General features: G+C 74.4%; 15 protein-coding genes. 6 read left to right on the top strand and 9 right to left on the bottom strand.

All coding sequences use genetic code 11. The annotated features are described in order from the left end of the window. Positions 1-130 precede the first annotated feature (130 nt). On the bottom strand, positions 131-2,089 hold the full coding sequence (locus ABZO31_RS01545; protein ID WP_406858984.1) for an N-acetylmuramoyl-L-alanine amidase: 1,959 nt from the start codon (positions 2,087-2,089) through the stop codon (positions 131-133). A gap of 299 nt (positions 2,090-2,388) precedes the next feature. Further along, on the bottom strand, positions 2,389-3,510 hold the full coding sequence (locus tag ABZO31_RS01540) for an aminoglycoside phosphotransferase family protein (RefSeq protein WP_406858983.1): 1,122 nt from the start codon (positions 3,508-3,510) through the stop codon (positions 2,389-2,391). 233 nt (positions 3,511-3,743) lie between these two features. Between ABZO31_RS01540 and ABZO31_RS01535 the strand changes: the two genes are divergently transcribed. Then, on the top strand, positions 3,744-5,240 hold the full coding sequence (locus tag ABZO31_RS01535; RefSeq protein ID WP_406858982.1) for a hypothetical protein: 1,497 nt from the start codon (positions 3,744-3,746) through the stop codon (positions 5,238-5,240). Between the two features lie 121 nt (positions 5,241-5,361). On the opposite strand, the gene ABZO31_RS01530 is transcribed toward ABZO31_RS01535, so the two are convergent. Beyond that, positions 5,362-6,774 (bottom strand): PP2C family protein-serine/threonine phosphatase, encoded by a 1,413-nt coding sequence (locus tag ABZO31_RS01530; RefSeq protein WP_406858981.1) that lies wholly within the window; start codon positions 6,772-6,774, stop codon positions 5,362-5,364. Between the two features lie 206 nt (positions 6,775-6,980). On the opposite strand from ABZO31_RS01530, the gene ABZO31_RS01525 reads away from it, so the two are divergent. Together ABZO31_RS01525 and ABZO31_RS01520 are read left to right on the top strand one after the other, a co-directional pair. Next, a complete protein-coding gene (locus ABZO31_RS01525; RefSeq protein WP_406858980.1) occupies positions 6,981-9,110 on the top strand; it encodes a hypothetical protein in 2,130 nt (709 codons plus the stop codon). Between the two features lie 86 nt (positions 9,111-9,196). Next, positions 9,197-9,721, top strand: a complete 525-nt coding sequence (locus tag ABZO31_RS01520) for a GNAT family N-acetyltransferase (protein ID WP_406858979.1) — start codon at positions 9,197-9,199, stop codon at positions 9,719-9,721. Here ABZO31_RS01520 and ABZO31_RS01515 read toward each other — a convergent pair. Beyond that, the gene (locus tag ABZO31_RS01515; RefSeq protein WP_406858978.1) at positions 9,718-10,296 is read right to left on the bottom strand and encodes a YdeI/OmpD-associated family protein; all 579 of its coding nucleotides are present in this window, start codon (positions 10,294-10,296) and stop codon (positions 9,718-9,720) included. The two genes, ABZO31_RS01520 and ABZO31_RS01515, sit on opposite strands and share 4 nt — an antisense overlap. Positions 10,297-10,513: 217 nt before the next feature. Between ABZO31_RS01515 and ABZO31_RS01510 the strand changes: the two genes are divergently transcribed. Then, a complete protein-coding gene (locus tag ABZO31_RS01510; protein WP_406858977.1) occupies positions 10,514-11,002 on the top strand; it encodes a phospholipase in 489 nt (162 codons plus the stop codon). A gap of 84 nt (positions 11,003-11,086) precedes the next feature. On the opposite strand, the gene ABZO31_RS01505 is transcribed toward ABZO31_RS01510, so the two are convergent. The 3 genes from ABZO31_RS01505 to ABZO31_RS01495 all read right to left on the bottom strand — a co-directional run bounded on the left by ABZO31_RS01505 (position 11,087) and on the right by ABZO31_RS01495 (position 13,601). Next, the gene (locus ABZO31_RS01505) at positions 11,087-12,361 is read right to left on the bottom strand and encodes an ATP-binding protein (RefSeq protein ID WP_406865231.1); all 1,275 of its coding nucleotides are present in this window, start codon (positions 12,359-12,361) and stop codon (positions 11,087-11,089) included. 235 nt (positions 12,362-12,596) lie between these two features. Beyond that, entirely contained in the window at positions 12,597-12,980 is a 384-nt protein-coding gene (locus ABZO31_RS01500) for an SPW repeat protein (protein WP_406858976.1), read from the bottom strand. Positions 12,981-13,217: 237 nt separating this feature from the next. Beyond that, the gene (locus ABZO31_RS01495) at positions 13,218-13,601 is read right to left on the bottom strand and encodes a VOC family protein (protein ID WP_406858975.1); all 384 of its coding nucleotides are present in this window, start codon (positions 13,599-13,601) and stop codon (positions 13,218-13,220) included. A gap of 95 nt (positions 13,602-13,696) precedes the next feature. Between ABZO31_RS01495 and ABZO31_RS01490 the strand changes: the two genes are divergently transcribed. Continuing rightward, positions 13,697-14,062: a cupin domain-containing protein gene (locus ABZO31_RS01490; protein WP_406858974.1), complete on the top strand. Its 366-nt coding sequence runs from the start codon at positions 13,697-13,699 to the stop codon at positions 14,060-14,062. On the opposite strand, the gene ABZO31_RS01485 is transcribed toward ABZO31_RS01490, so the two are convergent. Together ABZO31_RS01485 and ABZO31_RS01480 are read right to left on the bottom strand one after the other, a co-directional pair. After that, on the bottom strand, positions 14,044-15,021 hold the full coding sequence (locus ABZO31_RS01485; RefSeq protein WP_406858973.1) for a hypothetical protein: 978 nt from the start codon (positions 15,019-15,021) through the stop codon (positions 14,044-14,046). The genes ABZO31_RS01490 and ABZO31_RS01485 overlap by 19 nt on opposite strands. After that, on the bottom strand, positions 15,018-15,413 hold the full coding sequence (locus ABZO31_RS01480; RefSeq protein ID WP_406858972.1) for a hypothetical protein: 396 nt from the start codon (positions 15,411-15,413) through the stop codon (positions 15,018-15,020). Before ABZO31_RS01480 ends, ABZO31_RS01485 begins: the two co-directional genes overlap by 4 nt. Positions 15,414-15,494: 81 nt before the next feature. Here ABZO31_RS01480 and ABZO31_RS01475 point away from each other — a divergent pair, with 81 nt between their 5' ends. Further along, positions 15,495-19,301 carry a CHAT domain-containing protein gene (locus ABZO31_RS01475; RefSeq protein WP_406858971.1) on the top strand — a complete coding sequence of 1,269 codons (3,807 nt, stop codon included), beginning with the start codon at positions 15,495-15,497 and terminating at the stop codon, positions 19,299-19,301. Positions 19,302-19,358: the final 57 nt, after the last annotated feature.

Below are 19,358 nucleotides of genomic sequence, written 5' to 3'. Positions count from 1 at the left end.
TGGAGGAGTCGATCTTGCGGCCCCAGCCCTACCCCTCGCCCGTGCGGCCTACGCGAACACCGCGTTAGTCGTATGAGCGACGAAAGGTGCCGAGGGCCGTGTCGGCCCCCGGCACCCTCTCGCACGTCCGTCAGCCCTGGAGAACCCGCACGTCAGCGGCCTTCACGAAGGCCACCCGGTGCCCGAACTGGATCTCGTAGTACTCCTCCTGACCGCGCACCACGCGATGCCCCGTGGTGTCGAACGTCGGAGCGAAGTAGTACTCCCCGGGGGTTCGGTCGCCCACCACGTACCGCTGCCCCGCGAGCAGTTTGTACGGCAGCGGCGACACCGCCTGCACCGGCACGCCCGCCGGGTACGCGGACGCCTCCGGATACGCCCTGCCGAACACCGGGACCTCCGCCAGTCCCTCCCGCGGCGTCAGCAGCAGCCCGCGCGCGTTCACCGCCGTCGGTCGCGCCTTCGGATTGTGGAACCACGCCTTCTGCCCGAGATACCAGACCGCCGTCCAGTCGCCCCGGCGCTCGGCCACCGCGTACTGCTGACCCGTCGAGGCCCGCGCCCCGGTGTCGTTCACCCCGGTCGTCGAGTCCTGGCCGCCCGGCCGCAGGCCGATGTCCTTCACCAGCGGAGCCGAGGCGTCGGGCGCGGTGTGCAGCCGCACCGCCCCGCTGCCGTGCGGCGCGCACGCCTGACCGGCCGCCGCACAGCCCGTGTACACCGGCTGGTGCGCCGTGTACTCCGGCCGCATCGTCACCACGCCCGCGTCCGGCCCCGCGCTCGGCGTGAACGGCCGGCCGAGCAGCGTGAAGTAGTGCGCCCAGTCCCAGTACGGGCCCGGGTCCGTGTGCATGCCCCGGATCGTGGCGGTCGTCGTCCCCGGCACGGTGTCGTGCCCCAGGATGTGCTGCCGGTCCAGCGGGATGCCGTACCGCGCGGCCAGATAGCGCACCAGCCGCGCCGAGGTCCGGTACATCGCCTCCGTGTACCAGGAGTCCGGGGCCGTCAGGAAGCCCTCGTGCTCCAGGCCCACCGACTTGGCGTTGACGAACCAGTTGCCCGCGTGCCAGCCGACGTCCTTCAGCGGCAGGTGCTGCGCGATGTGCCCGTCCGAGGAGCGCAGCGAGTACTGCCACGACACGTACGTCGGGTCCTGCACCAGCTTCAGCGTGACGTCCCAGGTCGCCTCCGTGTCGTGCACCACGATGTAGTCGATCTCCTGGGAGACCGGACGGTTCCCCTTGTCGTGGTTGCCGTAGTCCCCGTCGCCGAACTCCTCGTACGGCGCGGGGATCCACTCGCAGGCCACCGTCGGCGGGCACTCGGTGCGCCCCCGGTCCGCCGTGCGCAGGCCCAGCGCGGCGGCCTGCGCCGGGTCCGCGGCCACGTCCGGCGTCGGGGCGAGCGCGACCGTCTGGCCGCTGTCCGTGGTGCGCCGCTCGCCGGTCCGGAGCACATCGAAGACGTCGTTCGCGTACGTCGTCGCCGTCGCGGTGTCGTCCGCGCCCGAGAAGCGCGCCACCGCGCCGTACCAGTCCGCCGGATCGCCGCTCGCCGGCCGCCCCGACTCCCGCTGGGCGGCGGCGAGCAGCGCCGCGCCGCCCTCGATGTTCGCCGCGGCACCGGTCCGCAGCTCTTCCGGTGACCGCCCGGTCAGCTCCGCCGCCCGCGCCAGGGTGCGCAGCCGCGCCGGGAGTTCGGCCGGCTCCGGCAACGCCTTCTCCACCGCGACACGTACCGGGCGGGACGCGTCGCCGCGGGCGTCCTCGGCGGCGTCCGAGTGGTGCTGCGCACCGGCCAGCGCCGTGCGCAGGTCCGTCAGATGCATCGGCCCGTAGCCGCCGGACACGCTCGGCGCGCCGCCGTGCGCGTCCCAGCGCGACTGCAGGTACGACACGGCCAGGAGCACCCGCTCCGGCACTCCGTACCGCTCGGCCGCCGACGCGAAGGCGCGCTGCAGGGCGCTCGGCGAGGGCGGCTCCTCCGCGGTCGCGGCCGGACCGGACGACAGGAGCGGCAACAGCAGAGCGGCGGACGCCAGCGCCCCCGCCGCTCGGTGGACACGTCTGCGAGACGCGGTACTGGGCAATGCAGCCTCCGGGAACGAGGGGGACGGTGGGGCGTGCGGTGCCGGACCCGTACAGGGGTAGCGGCTTCCCGACCATCCGTCAATCACGCCTCGCTAGCGGCGATTTGCCATGTCAGAGCGGTCGCGGCGGAGTTTCGCCACGGCAGTGCGCGGGCCTGCGGCGCGTCAGTGGAATGGACCAATGCCGGATCGCTCGACACGATTCCGCCCCGCACACGACAGTGCGCCGCGCCCCCGGTGTGTCGGCACCGGGCGCGCAGCGCACTTCCCCCACGTCGGCGGTGGGCCCGCCCGTCTCGCTAGCGCGTGCCCACTGCGGCGCGCACGGCCCGCCGGGCCAGCGCGCAGTCGTCGTGCAGCCGCCGCAACAGCAGCCGCTGCTCCTCACCCGGCGCCAGCGCCCCGGACGGCATCGGGGTCGAACCCGCCGGCGGGGCCTCGCGGATGGTCCGCTGCACCGCAGTCTCGTACGTGCGGATCTCCCGCGTCAGCACGATCATCAGGTTCACCAGGAACGCGTCCCGCGACGCCGGACCCGCCTGCTGCGCCAGCTGACTGATCTGCCGCCGCGCCAGCGGCGCGTCGCCGAGGACCGCCCACAGCGTCGCCAGGTCGTACCCGGGCAGGTACCAGCCCGCGTGCTCCCAGTCGACGAGCACCGGACCGGTCGGCGACAGCAGGATGTTGGACAGCAGCGCGTCACCGTGGCAGAACTGCCCCATCCCCTGCCGGCCGCCCGCGTGCGCCAGGCCGTGCAGCAGCTTCTGCAGGTCGTCGCGGTCCCGGTCGGTGAACAGCCCCAGCTCGTGGTAGCGGCTGATCCGGGAGCCGTAGTCGAGCGGCGCGTCGAAGGTCCCGGCCGGCGGACGCCAGGCGTTCAGCCGGGCGATCGCCCCCAGCGCGGCCCGCACGTCGGCGCGCGGCGGGGCCTCCACGGGATGCCGGCTCAGGGCCGCGGCCCGGCCCGGCATCCGCTCGATCACCAGGACGCAGTTCTCCGGATCGGCCGCGATCAGACGCGGCGCGCGCACCGGGGGCCGGTGCCGGACGAACGCGCGGTAAGAAGCTATTTCGTGACGGAACCGCTCGGTCCAGGCCGGCGAGTGATCCAGTAAGCACTTGGCGACGGCCGTGGTGCGTCCGGTCGTTCCGACGATCAGCACCGACCGTCCGCTGCGGCGCAGCACCTGGACGGGGTTGAACTCGGGACAGATCCGGTGGACGGAGGCGATCGCCATCCGCACCTGGGCGCCCTGGGGACCCGACAGGTCGATCCTGCCGCTCAGCTGCTGCGGCGCCGTGCCCGGCCGCCGCCGGACGGGGCCCGTCTGTACGGGAGCGAGATACGGTCCGCTGCCGCCGACCGGGACGGAACGGTGCAGCCGGGGCGGGGCGGACACGGAGGACGATGCTGTGTACATGGGCGAGACAGATCCCTTCGTGTGCCGACAGTCGCGTGCGTCGCCCCGCCCGGCCGCCGGTCCGCACCCTGGGGAATGAGGGCCGGTTGCCGAGGCGGGGTGGCGCGTTCCTACCTGACACCGGGCCGCCCGTAGCGAACCATCGGGCGTGCCCTGGCGAAGCCTGGCGAATAGTCGCCAGCCCTATGCCATGGGGCTACTGTCAACTCAGCCGAGAACCTGGGGGCTTAGACGTGACAGGGCAATCCAACACCCGCCTGGCAGACCTCTTCGGCCTCACCGGCTGGTCCAAGGGCGAGCTCGCGAGGCTCGTGAACCGGCAGGCGGCGGCCATGGGCCACCCCCAGCTGGCGACCGACACCTCCCGGGTCCGGCGCTGGATCGACATGGGTGAGATCCCGCGCGATCCCGTACCGCGGGTGCTGGCGGCCCTGTTCACCGAGCGACTCGGCCGTGTCGTGACCATCGAGGACCTCGGTCTCGTACGACACGGGCACGCCGGAAAACGGCGGAACGTCAGGAGCTCCGAAAACCCTGACGGGCTGCCCTGGGCGCCCGACCGTACGGCGGCGGTCCTCACCGAATTCACGGGAATGGACCTCATGCTCAACCGACGCGGCCTGGTGGGCGCGGGCGCCGCGCTCGCCGCCGGCTCCGTACTCAGCAGCGCCATGCACGACTGGCTGCACGCCGACCCCGCACTAGCCAAGGACGCCCCCCGCTCCACCGATCCCCTGCACGCCGACCCCGCTGGGTTCGACCGCTACGAGGCCGCCCCCATCGGGTCGCAGGAGATGGACGCGCTGGAGCGCTCCGTGGAGGTGTTCCGCGCCTGGGACGCCGCCCGCGGCGGCGGACTGCAGCGGAAGGCAGTGGTGGGCCAGCTCAACGAGGTGGGCGGCATGCTCGCCTACCGCCACCCCGACCATCTGCAGCGCCGCCTCTGGGGCGTCGCCGCCAACCTCGCCGTCCTCGCCGGCTGGATGTCGCACGACGTCGGCCTCGAACCCACCGCACAGAAGTACTTCGTCATCGCCGCGCACGCGGCCCGCGAGGGCGGCGACCGGCCACGGGCCGGCGAGGCGCTCTCCCGTGCCGCCCGCCAGATGGTCCACCTGGGCCGCCCGGACGACGCGCTGGACCTGATGCAGCTCGCCAAGTCCGGCTCGGGCGACGAGGTGCTGCCCCGGACCCAGGCCATGCTGCACACCATCGAGGCCTGGGCCCAGGCGTCGATGGGGCGCGGCCAGGCCATGCGGCGCACCCTCGGCGAGGCCGAGGAGCTCTTCGTCTCCGACAAGGGCGATGTGCCGCCGCCGAGTTGGATGCAGCTGTTCGACGAGGCCGACCTGCACGGCATGCAGGCGCTCGCCTACCGCACCCTCGCCGACCACGACCCGGCCGCGGCCGTCCCCGCCCAGCGGCACGCCAAGCTGGCGCTGGAACTGCGCGAGGGCGGCCGGCAGCGGTCCATGCTGTTCGACTACATCTCGCTGGCGTCCGCCTGCTTCATCGCGGACGACCCCGAACAGGCCGACCGCTACGCCCGGTTGGCGCTGGTGTCGATGGGTGAGACGTCCTCGCACCGGACATGGGACCGGCTGCGCGAGATGTACCGGCTCACCGGCCATTACGCGGGGTACTCGAAGATCGAGGACCTTCGCGAGGAGATCCAGATGGCGCTGCCCAACGATCCGTCGGGAAGCAAGCCGCGCGGCCGGAAGATCTGATCGGCCCCGGCACGAGCAGCCCTCGGCAAGGACAGCCCTCCGCAGCGGACAGGGGAACCGCACGAGACCGAACCACCCGGAACAGGAACGGGGCCCGTCGGCCCCCGTGCGGGCCGGGCCTTCAGTGCCCCACGCGCACGGCCATCACACAGGCGTCGTCCTCGCGCGAGGACTCGCCGAACTCCTCCACCACCGTCCGTACGCAGTCCTGCGCGTCCCGCGTCCCGGCCAGCCGTGGCGCGAGCCCCAGCAGGCGGCGCGTACCCGAGTCGTCGTCCGCGCTGCCACGTGTCAGACCGTCCGTGTGCAGCAGCAGCAGGTCGCCGGGGAGCAGCCGTACCGTGGCCTCCTCGTACGTCCCGCGCGGCGTCGCCCCGAGGAGCACTCCCTCGGGCCGCCCGAGCGCCCGCCCCGTCCCTCCGCGGAACAGCAGAGGGGCGGGGTGTCCGGCCTGTGCCCAGGTCAGCTTCTGGTCCACCGGGTCGTAGCGGCAGCAGATCGCACTGCCCAGGGCCGGCTGCACCGAGGTCTCCAGGAGCCGGTTGAGATGGCTCATCAGGTCGCCGGCCCCGATCCCGGCGATCGCCATGCCGCGCAGCGCGCCGAGGATCATGGCCATCGAGGACGTGGCGGCGACGCCGTGTCCGGTGAGGTCGCCGACCGTCAGGAGCGCGTCGCCGTCCGGCAGCGCCAGCGCGTCGTACCAGTCGCCGCCGATCAGACCCGTCGTCGCCGACGGCAGGTAGTGGGCGGCCACGTCCAGCGGGGCCGGGCCCTCGTGCGCGAAGCGCAGCGAGCCGCGCCACGGGGGCAGGACCGCCTCCTGCAGCTCGACGGCGACCCGGTGCTCGGTGCGCTCGATCTGCCGTCGCCGCTGGAACGAGTCACGGCTCTCCCGCAACGTCCTTTCGCTGCGCCGCAGTTCGCTGACATCCCGTAGGACGGCCCACATGGCGGCCGTGCAGCCGTCGGGGTCGAGGACCGGCTCGCCCATCATGTGCACCGTGCGGACCAGCCCGTCGCGGCGGACGATGCGGAACTCGCCGTCGATCGGCCGGCCGTCGATCAGACAGCCCGTCACCATGCCCTGGAGCAGCGTCTGGTCGTCGGCGTGGACGACGGAGGGCAGCTCGTCGAGGGTCATCGGCCCGTTCGCCGACGTCCGCCCGAAGATCCGGTACAGCTCCTCGGACCAGCTGACCTCGTCGGTGAGCAGGTTCCACTCGGCGCTGCCCACCCGGCTGAGGAGGGAGCCGGTGCGGGGCCCGGGGACGGGCGCGGCGGGCGGCGGCAGCTCGTCCGGGACGCCCGCCTTCAACTGGCCCAGATGGGCGCCGAGGTCGTCCAGGTGATGCATCGCCAGCTCGCACAACGCACGCTGCCAGCGGCCCTGCGGGTCGTCCTCGTCCGCCCCGGCGTCCCGGCGCACCGCGTCCATGTCGCCGCGCAGGCGGCGCGTCTGCGTGATCAGCGCGTCCACCGTGCCGGGCTCCGGGTGCTGCGCGGACGGGTCCGCGGACAGATGGGACGGCATGACGTACTCCGATACAGGCGGCACGGGCCAGGTCCGAGAGGGAGGACCGGCTAAGACTTTCGCACAGGGCGGGACATGCCGTAAGCCGTTTGGCAACACTCGATCCGGTGGTGCTCTCGGCATATGCCAACGGCCCACCGGGATTCGGCCACGCGGACGGCTTCGGGAAGCGATGCCGAGGGGGTGGCGGGCGCTACGGTGCAGGTGTGGCGGATGCAAGGATCGAGGAACAGGGCGAGGGCACGGTGGTGCTGCTCGCGGCGGCACCGGCGGGGCGGGGGAGGCTCGTCGACGCGACGGCGGTGCTGCAGGCGTTCGCGGCGGTGCCGCCGGCGGCGCTGGCGGACACCCGGGTCGCGACGGTCGTCGAACTCGCCGACCCGGTCGACCCGCAGGCGGTACTGACCCGGCTGCGCGCGGCGGCGGGCGGCGCGGGACGGCTCGCGGTGTACCTCGCGGGCCAACTCCACCTGGACCAGCGGCAGAACCTGCCGCATCTCGCGCTCGCCCGCACGACGGCGTCCACGCTGCGGTACACGGCGCTGCCGTGGCACTGGCTGTCCGACACGGTCCACGAGCGGCGGCCCGGTACGACGACGGTGGTGGCGGACCTCGTCGCGGACGCGGGGACCTGGCGGGCGCTGGAGGAGCACCCGGACCTCCTCGACCTGCCCGAGGGCACGACGCTGTACGGCCGGGTCGTCCCGCCGCCCGGCCGGCGCGCGGGCCGTGTCACCCCGGAGTACCTCCGCGCCTGCACGACGATCTGGCGCACCGGCGCGCGCCCGTCCTTCGCCTCCCTCCACACGCAGGCGTCGGCCCGCGCGGCGACCGACCCGGTGCTGTGGCTGGCGCGGCAGGCCGACCCCCCGGCGCCCGAGCCCCGGCCGTACGCCCGCCCCGCGGGCGGCGAGTCGTGGCAACGGCCGGAGAGGGCCGTGGGGGAGCCGCACGAGACGGCGGCTCCGGCCGACTTCCCGCTGCCGCGCGCGCTCGGGGAGAGCGGGGGTGCGGATGATCCGACAGAGGCGCCGACCCCGGTACCGACTCGGACGGCGCCACCGACTAGGACGGCGCCGCCGACTCCGCCCCCGGTACCGACTCCGACTCCTGTGGCCCCGACTCCGCCCCCGGTACCGACTCCGCCCCCGGTATCGACTCCGCCCCCGGTACCGACTCCGCCCCCGGTACCGACTCCGACTCCTGTGGCGCCGACTCCGCCCTCGGTGCCAACTCCGCCGCCGGCGACCGTCGTTCCGGAGCCGACGGAGGTGGTTCCCGAGGTCCGGCCCGAGCCGCCGGCGCCCGTGGAGACGGTGATCGACCCCGAGTCGCCGACGGTGGCACCGGTGACGGTCGTGCCCGAGGAGCCCGTTCGTCCGGTCGTCGCCCCTGCGGCGCCCGCGCAGGCGGACCCGTTGCCCGAGTCTCCGACGGTGGCACCGGTGACGGTCGTGCCCGAGGAGCCCGTTCGTCCGGTCGTCGCCCCTGCGGCGCCCGCGCAGCCGGACCCGTTGCCCGAGCCTCCGGTGGTCGCGCCGGTGACGGTCGTACCCGAAGAGCCCGCTCAGCCCGTCGTCACCTCTGAGGCGCCCGCCGCGCCCGATCCGTTGCCCGAGCCGCCGGCCGTCGCGCCCGTGACCGTCGTGCCGCAGGCAGTCGCTCCGGAGACTCCGGACGAGTCCGAAGCCCCCCGGGCGACCGTGCCCGTTCCCGAGGTGCCTCCGCGGCCAACCGCCCCGCCGGTGGCGGACGTCCCCGATGCCCGGCGGTCGGAGGAGGCTGCCGTGGGCGCCCACAAGGGCGCGTGGGGCAAGGTGCGGGCGGCGGCCCGGGCCTGGCGCGAGGGGCGGGACGAGGAGCAGACCGCGGCGTCCGCCGGGCCCGTACTCGCCGCGCCGGGGCAGGGCGACCCGCACCCGGGGATCCTGGCCGCCGCCCAGGCCGGGCGGCACAGCGAGGCGGCCGCGGCGGCCGCCGCCTGGGAGTTGGACGCGCTGCGCCGGCACGGGCCCGGGTCCGGGGAGGCGATCCACTGGCTGGAGGTCCGCGCCGACCTTGCCCGGCTCGCCGACGAGCCCGGCCGTAGCTGCGAGTTGTGGATCGCCGCCGCCCGCGCGCGCATCGGGCAGTGGCAGGACCTCGGTCACCCCGACGTCGAGGGCGCGGTCGACCGTGCGCATCACCAGTGGGAGCAGGTCCTCGACGAGGGGAAGGCGCGTGCCCTCGCGCCCGAACTCGTCGAGCTGCGGCGGCAGGTGCCGGGGCGTCGGGCCGGGGCGCTGCAGGCGATCGGGCGGAAGCTGGAGCGCTTCCCGCGCGGGGACTCCGCTTGACGCCGCGCGCTGCCGCCCGCGGGGCACGTACGCGCTCATGGCCGGTGGCCGTCGCTCCGTCCGCCGGGGCTGAGATGATCGAGGGCATGCGTACCGCTGCCGCCGACCCGGGCCCGTCCGCCCCGCCGTTGCCCTGGCCGGCCGTGCTCACCACGGAGCGTCAGATCCTGCGGCCGGTGGAGCGGGCCGACGTGCCGGCCGTCACGCGGCTGTGGACCGACCCGGAGGTGCGCCGCCACCTGGGCGGCCCGGTCGCCGCGTCGGTCGTGCGGATCCGGCAGCGCCGCTGTGTCGGCGCGCGCGGGGTCTTCGTGGCGGCCCGCGCCGAGGACGGCGCCGTCGCCGGACTGGTGACGATCGGCTGGGACGCGGGGCGCGGCGAGCGGGAGGTGTCGTACCAGTTCCTGCCCGAGCACTGGGGCCGCGGCTACGCCCGCGAGGCGGTGACCGCGGCGGTCGACTGGGCGCTCGCCGCCTCGCCCACGGTGATCGCGGTGACCCAGGAGGCGAACACCCGCTCGCGCCGCCTCCTGGAGGCCGTCGGCCTGGCGCACGTCGAGTCGTTCGTGGAGTGGGACGCCCACCAGGTCCTCTACCGCACCCCCGGCTAGACCGGCTTGTGGCCCTCCGCCAGCGCGGCCAGCATCCGTTCGAGCCGCTGCCGGCGGCCCTTCGCCGTGCGAGCCTGCCAGAGGCGGAGGATCACCAGGTACCGGTCGGTCTTGCCGAGCGCCTCGAAGGCCTCCCGGGCGGCGTCGTCCGCTGCCAGCGCCTCCGCCAGGTCGTCGGGTACGGTCGCGTCGGCCTGCGCCGGGTACGCGTCCGCCCAGCGGCCGTCCGCCTGTGCGGAGCGGACCTCCGCGAGCCCCGGCTCGCGCATCCGCCCGGCGGCCAGCAGCGCCTCGACCTTGCGCACGTTGACCTGCGACCACAGGGCCCGCGGCCGCCGGCGCGTGTACTTCTGCAGGTAGTACTCCGGGTCGCCGGCCCGGCGCTGCCCGTCGATCCAGCCGAAGCAGAGCATGCAGTCCAGGGTGTCCGCGAGGGAGACGGAACGGCCGGCCGAGCCCTTGCGGGCGATGCGCAGCCACACCCCGGGGGCGTCGGCCCCGTGCTCCTCCAGCCAGGCCTCCAGGCCCGCCCGCTCCGTGAACCTCATGACCGGAAGACCCTCGAACTCGTCCATGACGTCACCCTAGTGACCCCCGCCGACACCGGCCGGAATGCACCGGACAGCAGGACGCGTGGGACACCGGACCGGAAGTGTGCATTCCCGGGGGATGCCCGTGCGAGATGTTCACCGCGGATTCCCGCCGATCTCTGCCGCGGACGCCCGCCGACTGACAGGATCTGGCCGCTCTGCAAACACGCAGACTTCCACCCCCCACATCTGGAGGTCCCGCATGCATCGTCGTGGTGCCCTGTCCGTCGCGGCAGTCGCCCTGGCGGTCACCGCCGGCTTCGTGTCCGCGTCCACCGCCTCGGCCGAGGCAGTGGACAGGGAACAACTGCTCGGTTCCTGGACGCAGACCGACGCCGGCAGTCAGAACGCCTGGCAGTCCGCCAACGCCGACCAGGGCCGGTACGCCGAGTACGGCTTCGACTGGTCGACGGACTACTGCAGTTACTCCCCGGACAACCCGGGCGGTTTCGACTTCTCCGGGGCCTGCGCCCGGCACGACTTCGGTTACCGCAACTACAAGGCGCTGGGCTCCTTCAGCGCCCACAAGTCCCGCCTCGACAACGCCTTCCACGCGGACATGAAGCGGGTCTGCGCCGGCCACGCCGGTGAGCAGCGCACCTCGTGCGAGAACACGGCCTGGTACTACTACCAGGCCGTGTCGTGGCTCGGCTCCGAGAAGGCCACGGGCGGTCCCGCGCCCCGCGCCTGACCGAGCAGCCCGCGCCGCCGCCCGGTGGCGCGGCCGACGGCCCGGCCGCCCCCACGCGGCCGGGCCGTCGGCACGCTCGGCGCCTCAGAACCGTGCGTGCGCGGTGATGTCCGCCTCGAACTGGCCGATCATCTCCGGCGTCACCGTCGGCCGGCACTGCCCGATCGCCTCCAGATAGTCGGCCGTCGTCGCGCCCGGCGCGCCGTCGCCGGCCGCGGCCAGGTCGCGCTCGAAGGAGTTCTGCGCCGCGATCCGGGCCGCGTGCTCGATGTCCGCCGGGGTGAACAGCTCGCTCGCGACGACGAGTTCGTCCACGTCCACGTCCGCACGGCCGTCGGTGTACCGGGACCAGATCGCCGCCCGGGCCGCCTTGTCGGGAGTGCCGATCGGGATCAGGTAGTCGAACCGGCCGGGGCGGAGGAACGCCGGGTCGAGCGACCGGATCGAGTTGGTCGCGCAGACCAGCAGCCGCTCGTCGCGCTCCCGGAACCCGGGGATCAGCTTGAGCAGTTCGTTGGTGACGCCGTGCATCCCGCCGGGCTGCGCCGGCTCCGAGCGCACCGGGGCGATCTCCTCCACCTCGTCGATGAAGACCAGCACCCGCTCCAGCTCCGCGATCCGCGCGAACGCGCTGCGCAGCGCCGCCGCCAGATTGCCCTCGTCGGCGAGGCGCGAGGGCAGGATCTCCACGAACGGCCAGCCGAGCCGCGAGGCGATCCCGCGGGCGAACGTCGTCTTCCCGGTGCCGGGCGGCCCGAACAGGCCCACCGCCCGCGGCGGCCGCACCCCGTGCCGCGCCGCTCGCTCCGGTTCCGCGAGCGGGAGGACCACACGCCGTTCGATCAGGTCCTTCTCCGCCTCCATGCCGGCGACCTTCGCCCACAGGTCGGTGGGCAGGAACCGGCCGCCGAGGTCGTCGAGCAGCCCGGCCGCCGGCCCGTGCAGCGGCTCCGCCTTCTCGAAGTACGCGACGGCGGGCTGGCGGGTGTACCCGGCGTTCAGCAGCCCCTCGCCGTGCAGTTCCTCCTCCGGCAGCACGTACGCGATCCGCCCGACCCGGGCCGCGAGCAGCCGCCGCTCCAGCTCCACGAGCAGGGCGCTGGCCAGTCCGCGGCCGCGCCAGCCCGGCTGGATGGCGATCCGCATCACCCAGGCCCGCTCGCCCGCGACGGAGGCGAGCGCCGCCCCGATCGGCACGCCCTGGTGGACGGCGACGACGGCCGGCTGCCGCGAGGTGAGGGCGCCGATGCACTCGGCGAGCGAGAACACCGACTCCTGTCCGAGCTCGGCCGTGCTGTCGATCAGGTGGACCACTGCGGCGAGATCGCTCTCGCGGTAGTCGTGGATGAGCCAGTTCACCGGTACCGCCCCTCGTTCCTGCAGCACGCACCCGCTGTGCTGATGGGGTGACGCTAGGCGGCGGCGGTGCGGCGGGTCCTCCGCCACGGTGCACAAGCCGGGCGGCCGAACGCTACGAACCGTCACTGGCGGCGGACCGGTGCCGTACGGGTCGGGGAAGGAGCGCGGCGGACGGCGCCGCGCTCCGCCGGGGGAGAGCGACGCCGTCAAAGGTCAGGGATTCGGATGTCGGGTGTCAGCCAGTTCTCCTCTTGCTCATCAGCAGGCCGCCCGCCACGAGGGCGAACAGGCACACGCACGCTCCGGTGATGACGTTGGAGATGATCGCGCCGGTACTGGCGTCCGTGGCGACCACCCAGGGAGCGATGATCAGCCATACACCGAGTGCGAGGACGACGAAGTTGAGGTCCTGCGACCTTTCCGGGGCCATCGACATGCACAGGCCCAGCGCCGCGATGGTCAGTCCGACCACCAGGTTGCTGATGGCCAGGCTCGGTTCTGCGGCGGAATAGTGGACGGTCCATGCGGAGACCGCGGCCCAGAGTCCGGCGAGGATCGTGAGTTCCTCGACCGCTGCGACCCCTCGGGTCTCCAGCATGCGGGCGTAACGCTCTCGCATTTCTCCTGCGTCGGGGTGTCCCGCGATATCGCCTGGACGGTGAGAGACGTCGGCCATACGACTCGCCTCCTTCGGACGTCAGACCGTGTGGCCGGTGGTGCGGCACGGTGCCGCTGTTTCATTGTGCCCTTATATGCCCTTTATGTGTAGATCTGTCCGGTAAGTGATGTCCACAGAAATCCCGCCCCGGATCTGGGCGCACCGGCCAAATCCGGCAGGGAGGTCACGCGCCGCGGTTCACCGGGAGCCGTAAGGGCGGGTCATGATCTCCATGTTGTGCCCGTCCGGATCGTCGAAGTACGCGCCCCGGCCGCCGAAGTACGTGTTGGTCCGGCCGGGCTCCGCGTGCGAGGGATCGGCGTAGTACGGCACGCCCGCCGCCCTGATCCGCGCCATCATCGCGTCGAACTCCTCCTCCGAGACGAGGAAGGCGTAGTGCTGGCCGGTGACCGGCCGGTCGGGGTTCTCGTAGTAGTCGAGAGCGACCTCGTTGTCCGTGACCACCGGCAGGAACGGCCCGAACGGGGGCGCGACCTCGAGCCCGAGTATGTGCGCCAGGAACTCGGCCGAGGCCCGCTTGTCGGTGGCGTGCACGATCGTGTGGTTCAGCTGAACGGTCATGTAGGGCGAAGGTGCGTTCGGCCCGGCGATATTCCCGGCGTAGCCTGGAACTGGACTCGGGGCCCGTACGTCGCACCGCCGGGAGGCGGATGACCATGACCGGAATCATGACCCGGAGTTTCGACTCCGCCGACGAGACCCGCCCGTTCCAGGACGGGAAGGGCAGGCTCGACCTCATCGTCTCCGAGACGGGACCGGTCGGCCGGGCCGTCTTCGAGCCGGGCTGGCACTGGGCCGAGCACGTCAAGCCGATCGCCGGCACCGACAGTTGCATGACGCACCACGTCGGATACCTCGTCAGCGGCCGGATGAAGATCGTCATGAACGACGGCACGACCACGGAGATTGGTCCCGGCGACTTCATGGACGTCCAGCCCGGACACGACGCCTGGGTCCTCGGCGACGAAGCCTGCGTCGCACTCGACTGGGCCGGCGCCGCCCACTACGCCAAGTCCGCCTGACCGGCGGGGCCGGGCACCCCGGTCCGAGCCTCCGGAGCGGGGTGCAGCGCCTCGTCCTTGCGCAGCAGTGCGCTCACCGCGTCGCCGGAGGTGCGGTCCAGGCCGTCCTCGGCCGGCAGCACCCCCAGCGCCGTCGCGACCTCGCGCCCGTACAGGTCCACCGCCCCCTCCACCAGGTCCGCCAGCGCCTGCGCCGCGCCCCGTGCGCGGACCCACGCCGTGGCGAGCGTGACGACGGCGACGACCCCGGCGGGCCACCACCACAGCGCCACCAGGAGGTACATCAGCCCCCAGCCGGTCAGCCGGGCGCTCGCCCGGTACGCCGCGTACGCCTCCGTCAGTTCCGCGCGCGCCGGGTCCGGCAGCGCCAGCCACAGCCGCGGCCACAGCGCCCCGAGATCGACCCGGTATGCGTGGTGCACCCGCAGGTCCGCGGCCCGCAGCCGGTCACCGATCCACGTCGGCCGGTCCGCAGGCACCGGGCAGATCCGGCGGCACCGCTCCAGGGCCGCCCGCATCCGCGCCCGCGCCTCCGGGTCCGCGCCGTGCGGCGGCACGGCGCTCAGCGCCACCGCCCGGCGCGCCGCGACGACCTCCTCGTACGCCCGCCGCCACCGCTCCCGGCGCCGCCCGGCCAGCCACCGCCCCGGACCGCGCCGCCCCTCCGCCGCCCACAGCAGCGCCACGCCCTCGCCGAGCGCCGCCGCGGCGAGCCCCGCACCCGCCGCGGCCGCCAGCGCCCCGGCCGCCACGAGCACCACGATGCCCGTCCGGCCGGCACCCGGTGCCCCGGCGAGACCGTCGATCCAGGTGCTCAGCTGGCTGAGGTCGAGCGCCCGCCCGTGGCCGAGCACCGACGCGACCGTCACCACGGCCACGAACAGCGCGCCCGGCAGCAGGAGCAGCGTCACCCAGCGCTCGGCCAGGCGCCTGCCGAGCTCCCCGAGGAAGGCGTTCACAGCGGGATCTCCACCCGGACCAGCGCCGTCCCCAACGCCTCGCACACCGGCCCGGCAACCCCGTCCGGGGCGCCGGCGTCGTGCTCGGTGAACCGGGAGCAGCGCCGGGCCGCCGGACAGACCCAGCCCCGCAGCGTCATGTGCTCGACCGTGCCCGGCAGCGACGGGTAGGCCCGGGTCCGGGTGGTCAGCCCGTCGACGCCGTGCCGGGCGAACCCCTCGTCGAGCGCGTCGAGATCGGCCCGCACCCGCTCCGGCTCGGTGCCGGCGCGCACCGCGCCGAGGACCCGTTCCAACGGCTCCTCCACTCCGTACTCCCGGGCCCGGCGGGCGAGTTCGCCCCCGCCGAGCAGACGGCACAGCCGGTCCAGCCGGTCCGCCACGTCGTGCATGCGCCCTCCCGTCGCCTTCCGCCCCACGGGCTCATCGCAGAGAATGGCAGATCGCGGCCGATGACGGGACGGGAGCGGCGCGTGGCTGTCGAACTGACTCTCTACGCCGAACTGTGCGGCCGGGTCCGCCGGTTCGAGGAGACCGGGGACGCCGGGACGCTCCTCGACCCCACGTCCGTACGGCTCCTGCAGCTCACCGACCAGGCGCTGCGGGACCATCCGCCGCCCGAGGCCGACATGGCGCGGACCGTCGCCGTCGCCGCCTGGCAGCTCCACCTCGCGGCCGGCGCGACGCCCGGCGGCGCACGGGCGCTGCGCGACCGGGCCCTCGGGCTGTGCGCCTGGCTCGACGCCCTCGTACCCGCGCTCGTCCCGCCGGACATCCGCGCGGGCGTACGGCGACTGCCCCGGTTGCCGAGGAGCCTCGCGAGGATCGTCCGCGACACCGACCTGCGGCTCGAGGCGCTGTTCGACCACGCGAAGTCCGCCGTCGAGCGCTACCGCGCCCTGCACGACCCGGCGACCCTCCGCACCGCCCGCGTCCTGCTGCGCGAACTGGTCGACGCCACCCCGGGGTTGTTCGCGATCCTGCCCGAGGACCAGCGCTCCCGCAGCGTCCGCGCCCGGACCGCGCTGGGCGTCGCCCTCCAGCTCGAACTGGCCCGCACCGGCGACCTGCGCACCCTGCAGACCGCGCGCGGCGTCTGCGAGGAGGCGGCCCTGCTCTGCGCCACGGACGATCCCCAGCGGCCGCTGGTGCTGTTCAACCACGGCTCACTGCTCTTCGACGCGTTCCGCCGCACCGGCGACGAGGCGGCCCTGGAGGAGAGCCTGGAGGTGAGCGTCACCGCGCTGAACCTCACGCCCTCGCACGACCCGGTGCGCGCCGTGCGCCTCTGCCACGTCCAGAACCTGTACTCCGCGCTGTACGACCGCTCCGCGGACCCGGCCGTCCTGCGCTCCGCCGTCGACTTCGGGGCGGAGGCCGCCCGCACCGTGCCCGACGCGGAGCCGCAGCGGGCGGCGATCCTCAACAACTACGGCAAGGACCTGCGCGAGCTCTACCTGGAGACCCGCGACCTGGACCTGCTGCGCCGGGCCGCCGACGCGCTACGGGCCTCCGTGGCGGGCTCCTTCCCCAGCGATCCGAACCGGCTCAGCCGCCGGCTGCTGCTGACCCGCTGCCTGCTCGACCTCGCCGCCGCGGAGCGGGCGGGCGGGGGCGCGGCACTCGTCGCGGAGATCCTGGCCGTCGCCGAGGAGACGGTCCGCCTCGTGTCGTACGGCCACACCTGGTACCGCGACGCCGTCCAACTGCTGCGGCAGGCAGAGCAGCTGGCCCGGGAGGCGCAGGGCGGGACACCGGCCGACCCCGTCGAGGAGGCGCGGCGGCAGGTACGGGACGCGCCGCCCGGCCGGCACTCCCGCAGGGCCCGGCGGATGCTCGGCGGACTCCTGATGCAGAGGTACGACGACACCGGCGACCCGGCCGCGCTCACCGAGGGGATCACACTGCTGCGGGAGGTCGACGGCGGCCCCGACGGCCCGGACCACGACCTCACCCATGGCGAGCGGCTGTCCGCACTCACCGAGTTGAGCCAGGGCCTCTTCCTGCTCTACCGGCGCCGCCGCGACCTCGACGCACTCCGCGACGCGGAGACCTACGCCCGCCGGGTCGTGGCCGGCTCGCCACCGTCGGGCGTGCAGCGCGCCGTGGCGCTGGCCCACCTCGGCGAGATGCTGCTGATCGGCGCGGGCCGGCTGATCGACGAGAACGCGCACGCCAAGCGGATGTCGGAGGCCGTCAGCCGCAGTCTGGAGGCGTACGAGACCTGCCCCGACGACCATCCGCTCAAGCCGTCGATCACCATGCAGGCCGGCCAGGCCGTGCTGGCCCTGTGCGACGGGGAGAACTCCGAACCGGCCCTGCTCACGCTCGCCCTCATCCTGCTGCGCGAGGCCGTCGCCGCGATCCCGCTCGACGCGACGAACGGGCCCATGGCGCGGATCGCCCTCGCCGGCTGTCTGCAGACCCACCACCGGGCCGCGGCGGTGCTGGAGACACCGGAGCCCGACGCCCTCGGGCAGGCCGCCGCCCTCGCCCGCGAGGCGGCCGGCGCCGTGCCCGAACAGCACCCGGACCGCCTCGAGTTCCTGCTGGCGCTCGCGGTGGTCCGCGAGGGCGACCGGCGGGAGGCGCGGGCGGCCGGCGACGCGGAGCGAGCCGCGGAGGCCGCGGCGGAGTCGGAGGAGGCCTACCGGCAGGCGGTCGCCGTCACCGCGGCCCGGCCCGACGCACGGCTCGTGGCCGCCGCCCGCGCCGGGAGCCTGGCCATGGACCGCGGGGACGCCGACACCGCACTCGCCGACTTCGAGACGGCGGTCGGGCTGCTGCCGCTGATCGCCCCGCACGAACTCGCGCGCCGAGACCGTCAGTTCACGCTCGTGGTGAACTCCACCGGCCTGGCCCCCGCCGTGGCGGCCGCCGCCGTCGCGGCCGGCCGTCCCGCGCGGGCCGTGGAACTCCTGGAACGCGCCCGGGGCGTCCTGGCCGCCGACGCTCTGAGCGCCCCCGACGACGCGCTGTTCGCGCTGTACCAGGAGGCACCCGAACTCGCCGACGGATTCGTGGAGTTGCGCGCCGCCGCGCCGACCGCGTTCGAGGGCACGGCCGAGGAGCGGCTGCGGCACGGCCTCCGCTGGACGGACCTGCTCGCCCGCATCCGTGCGCTGCCGGGCCACGCCGACTTCCTCGCCGGGCCGAGGATCGACGAGCTGCGGAGCGCGGCGGGGGAGGGCCCGGTGGTGCTGGTCCACACCGGCCCGTGGCGCTCCGACGCGCTGATCCTCGACCCCGCGGCTCCGCCCGAGGCGCCGGTCGACGTCGTCCCGCTGCCGGACCTGACCGGCGAGGACACGCTCGCCCGTACGCGACGGTTCCTGCAGGTGCTTCAGGACCTGGAGGCGCCCGGCGACGACCCGTTCGCCGTGTTCGCCGCCCAGGACCGCGCCCAGACCGAGCTCCACGACACCCTCACCTGGCTCTGGGACGCCGTCGCCGCCCCGGTGCTCGACAGGCTCGGCATCGACGGCGCGGCGGACGGCCCCGCGCCCCGCGTGTGGTGGTGCCCGGTCGGCCTCCTCGCCCTGCTGCCGCTGCACGCGGCCGGTCGGCACCGCGAGCCCCCGCCCGCCGGGCGGCGCCGGGCCACGCTGCTCGACCGGACGGTGTCCTCCATGACCTCCACCCTGAGCGCCCTGGCGCAGGCCAGGACCCGTCCGGCCGCGCCGCCGGACGCCGGCACCCTGGTCGTCGCGCTGCCGCAGACCCCGGACGCGGAACCCCTCGGCCACGCGGAGGAGGAGGCGACCCGCGTGGCCGAACTGCTGCGGCCCGCCGGGCCCGTCACCCTGCTCAGCGGCCCCGCCGCCACTGCGCGCGCCGTGCTCGACGCCCTGCCCCGGCACGGTACGGCGCACTTCGTCTGCCACGGACTGACCGAACCGTTCGACCCCTCGGCCAGCCGGCTGCTCCTCGCCGATCACCGCGAAGACCCGCTCACCGTCGCGAGACTCGCCGGTCTGCGCCTGCGCGACGCCGAGCTGGCGTACCTGTCCGCGTGCAGCACCGGCGTGACGAACCACCGCCTCGCCGACGAGTCCGTGCACATCACCGCCGCCTTCCAGCTCTGTGGCTACCGCCAGGTCGTCGGCACCCTGTGGCCGGTCACCGACGCGGCGGCCGCGGCGGTCGCCGCGTCTTTCCACGCCCGTCGCGCCGACGGCCTGTCCGGGGCCGCGGCGCTCACCGAGACCCTCCGGGAGCTGCGCGACCGCTATCCGGCCACGCCCACCCGCTGGGCCGCCCACGTCCACACCGGAGCCTGAGCGGTGGCCGACGGGCGGATCGTCCCGCCCCGGCGCACGCTGGAAGGAGACGACGAC

It is taken from the genome of Streptomyces solicamelliae (genome assembly GCF_045348655.1).
Taxonomy (GTDB): Bacteria; Actinomycetota; Actinomycetes; order Streptomycetales; family Streptomycetaceae; genus Streptomyces; species Streptomyces solicamelliae.
Note: the sequence above shows the minus strand (reverse complement) of the source record. Positions and strands in the feature narration are given on the sequence as shown.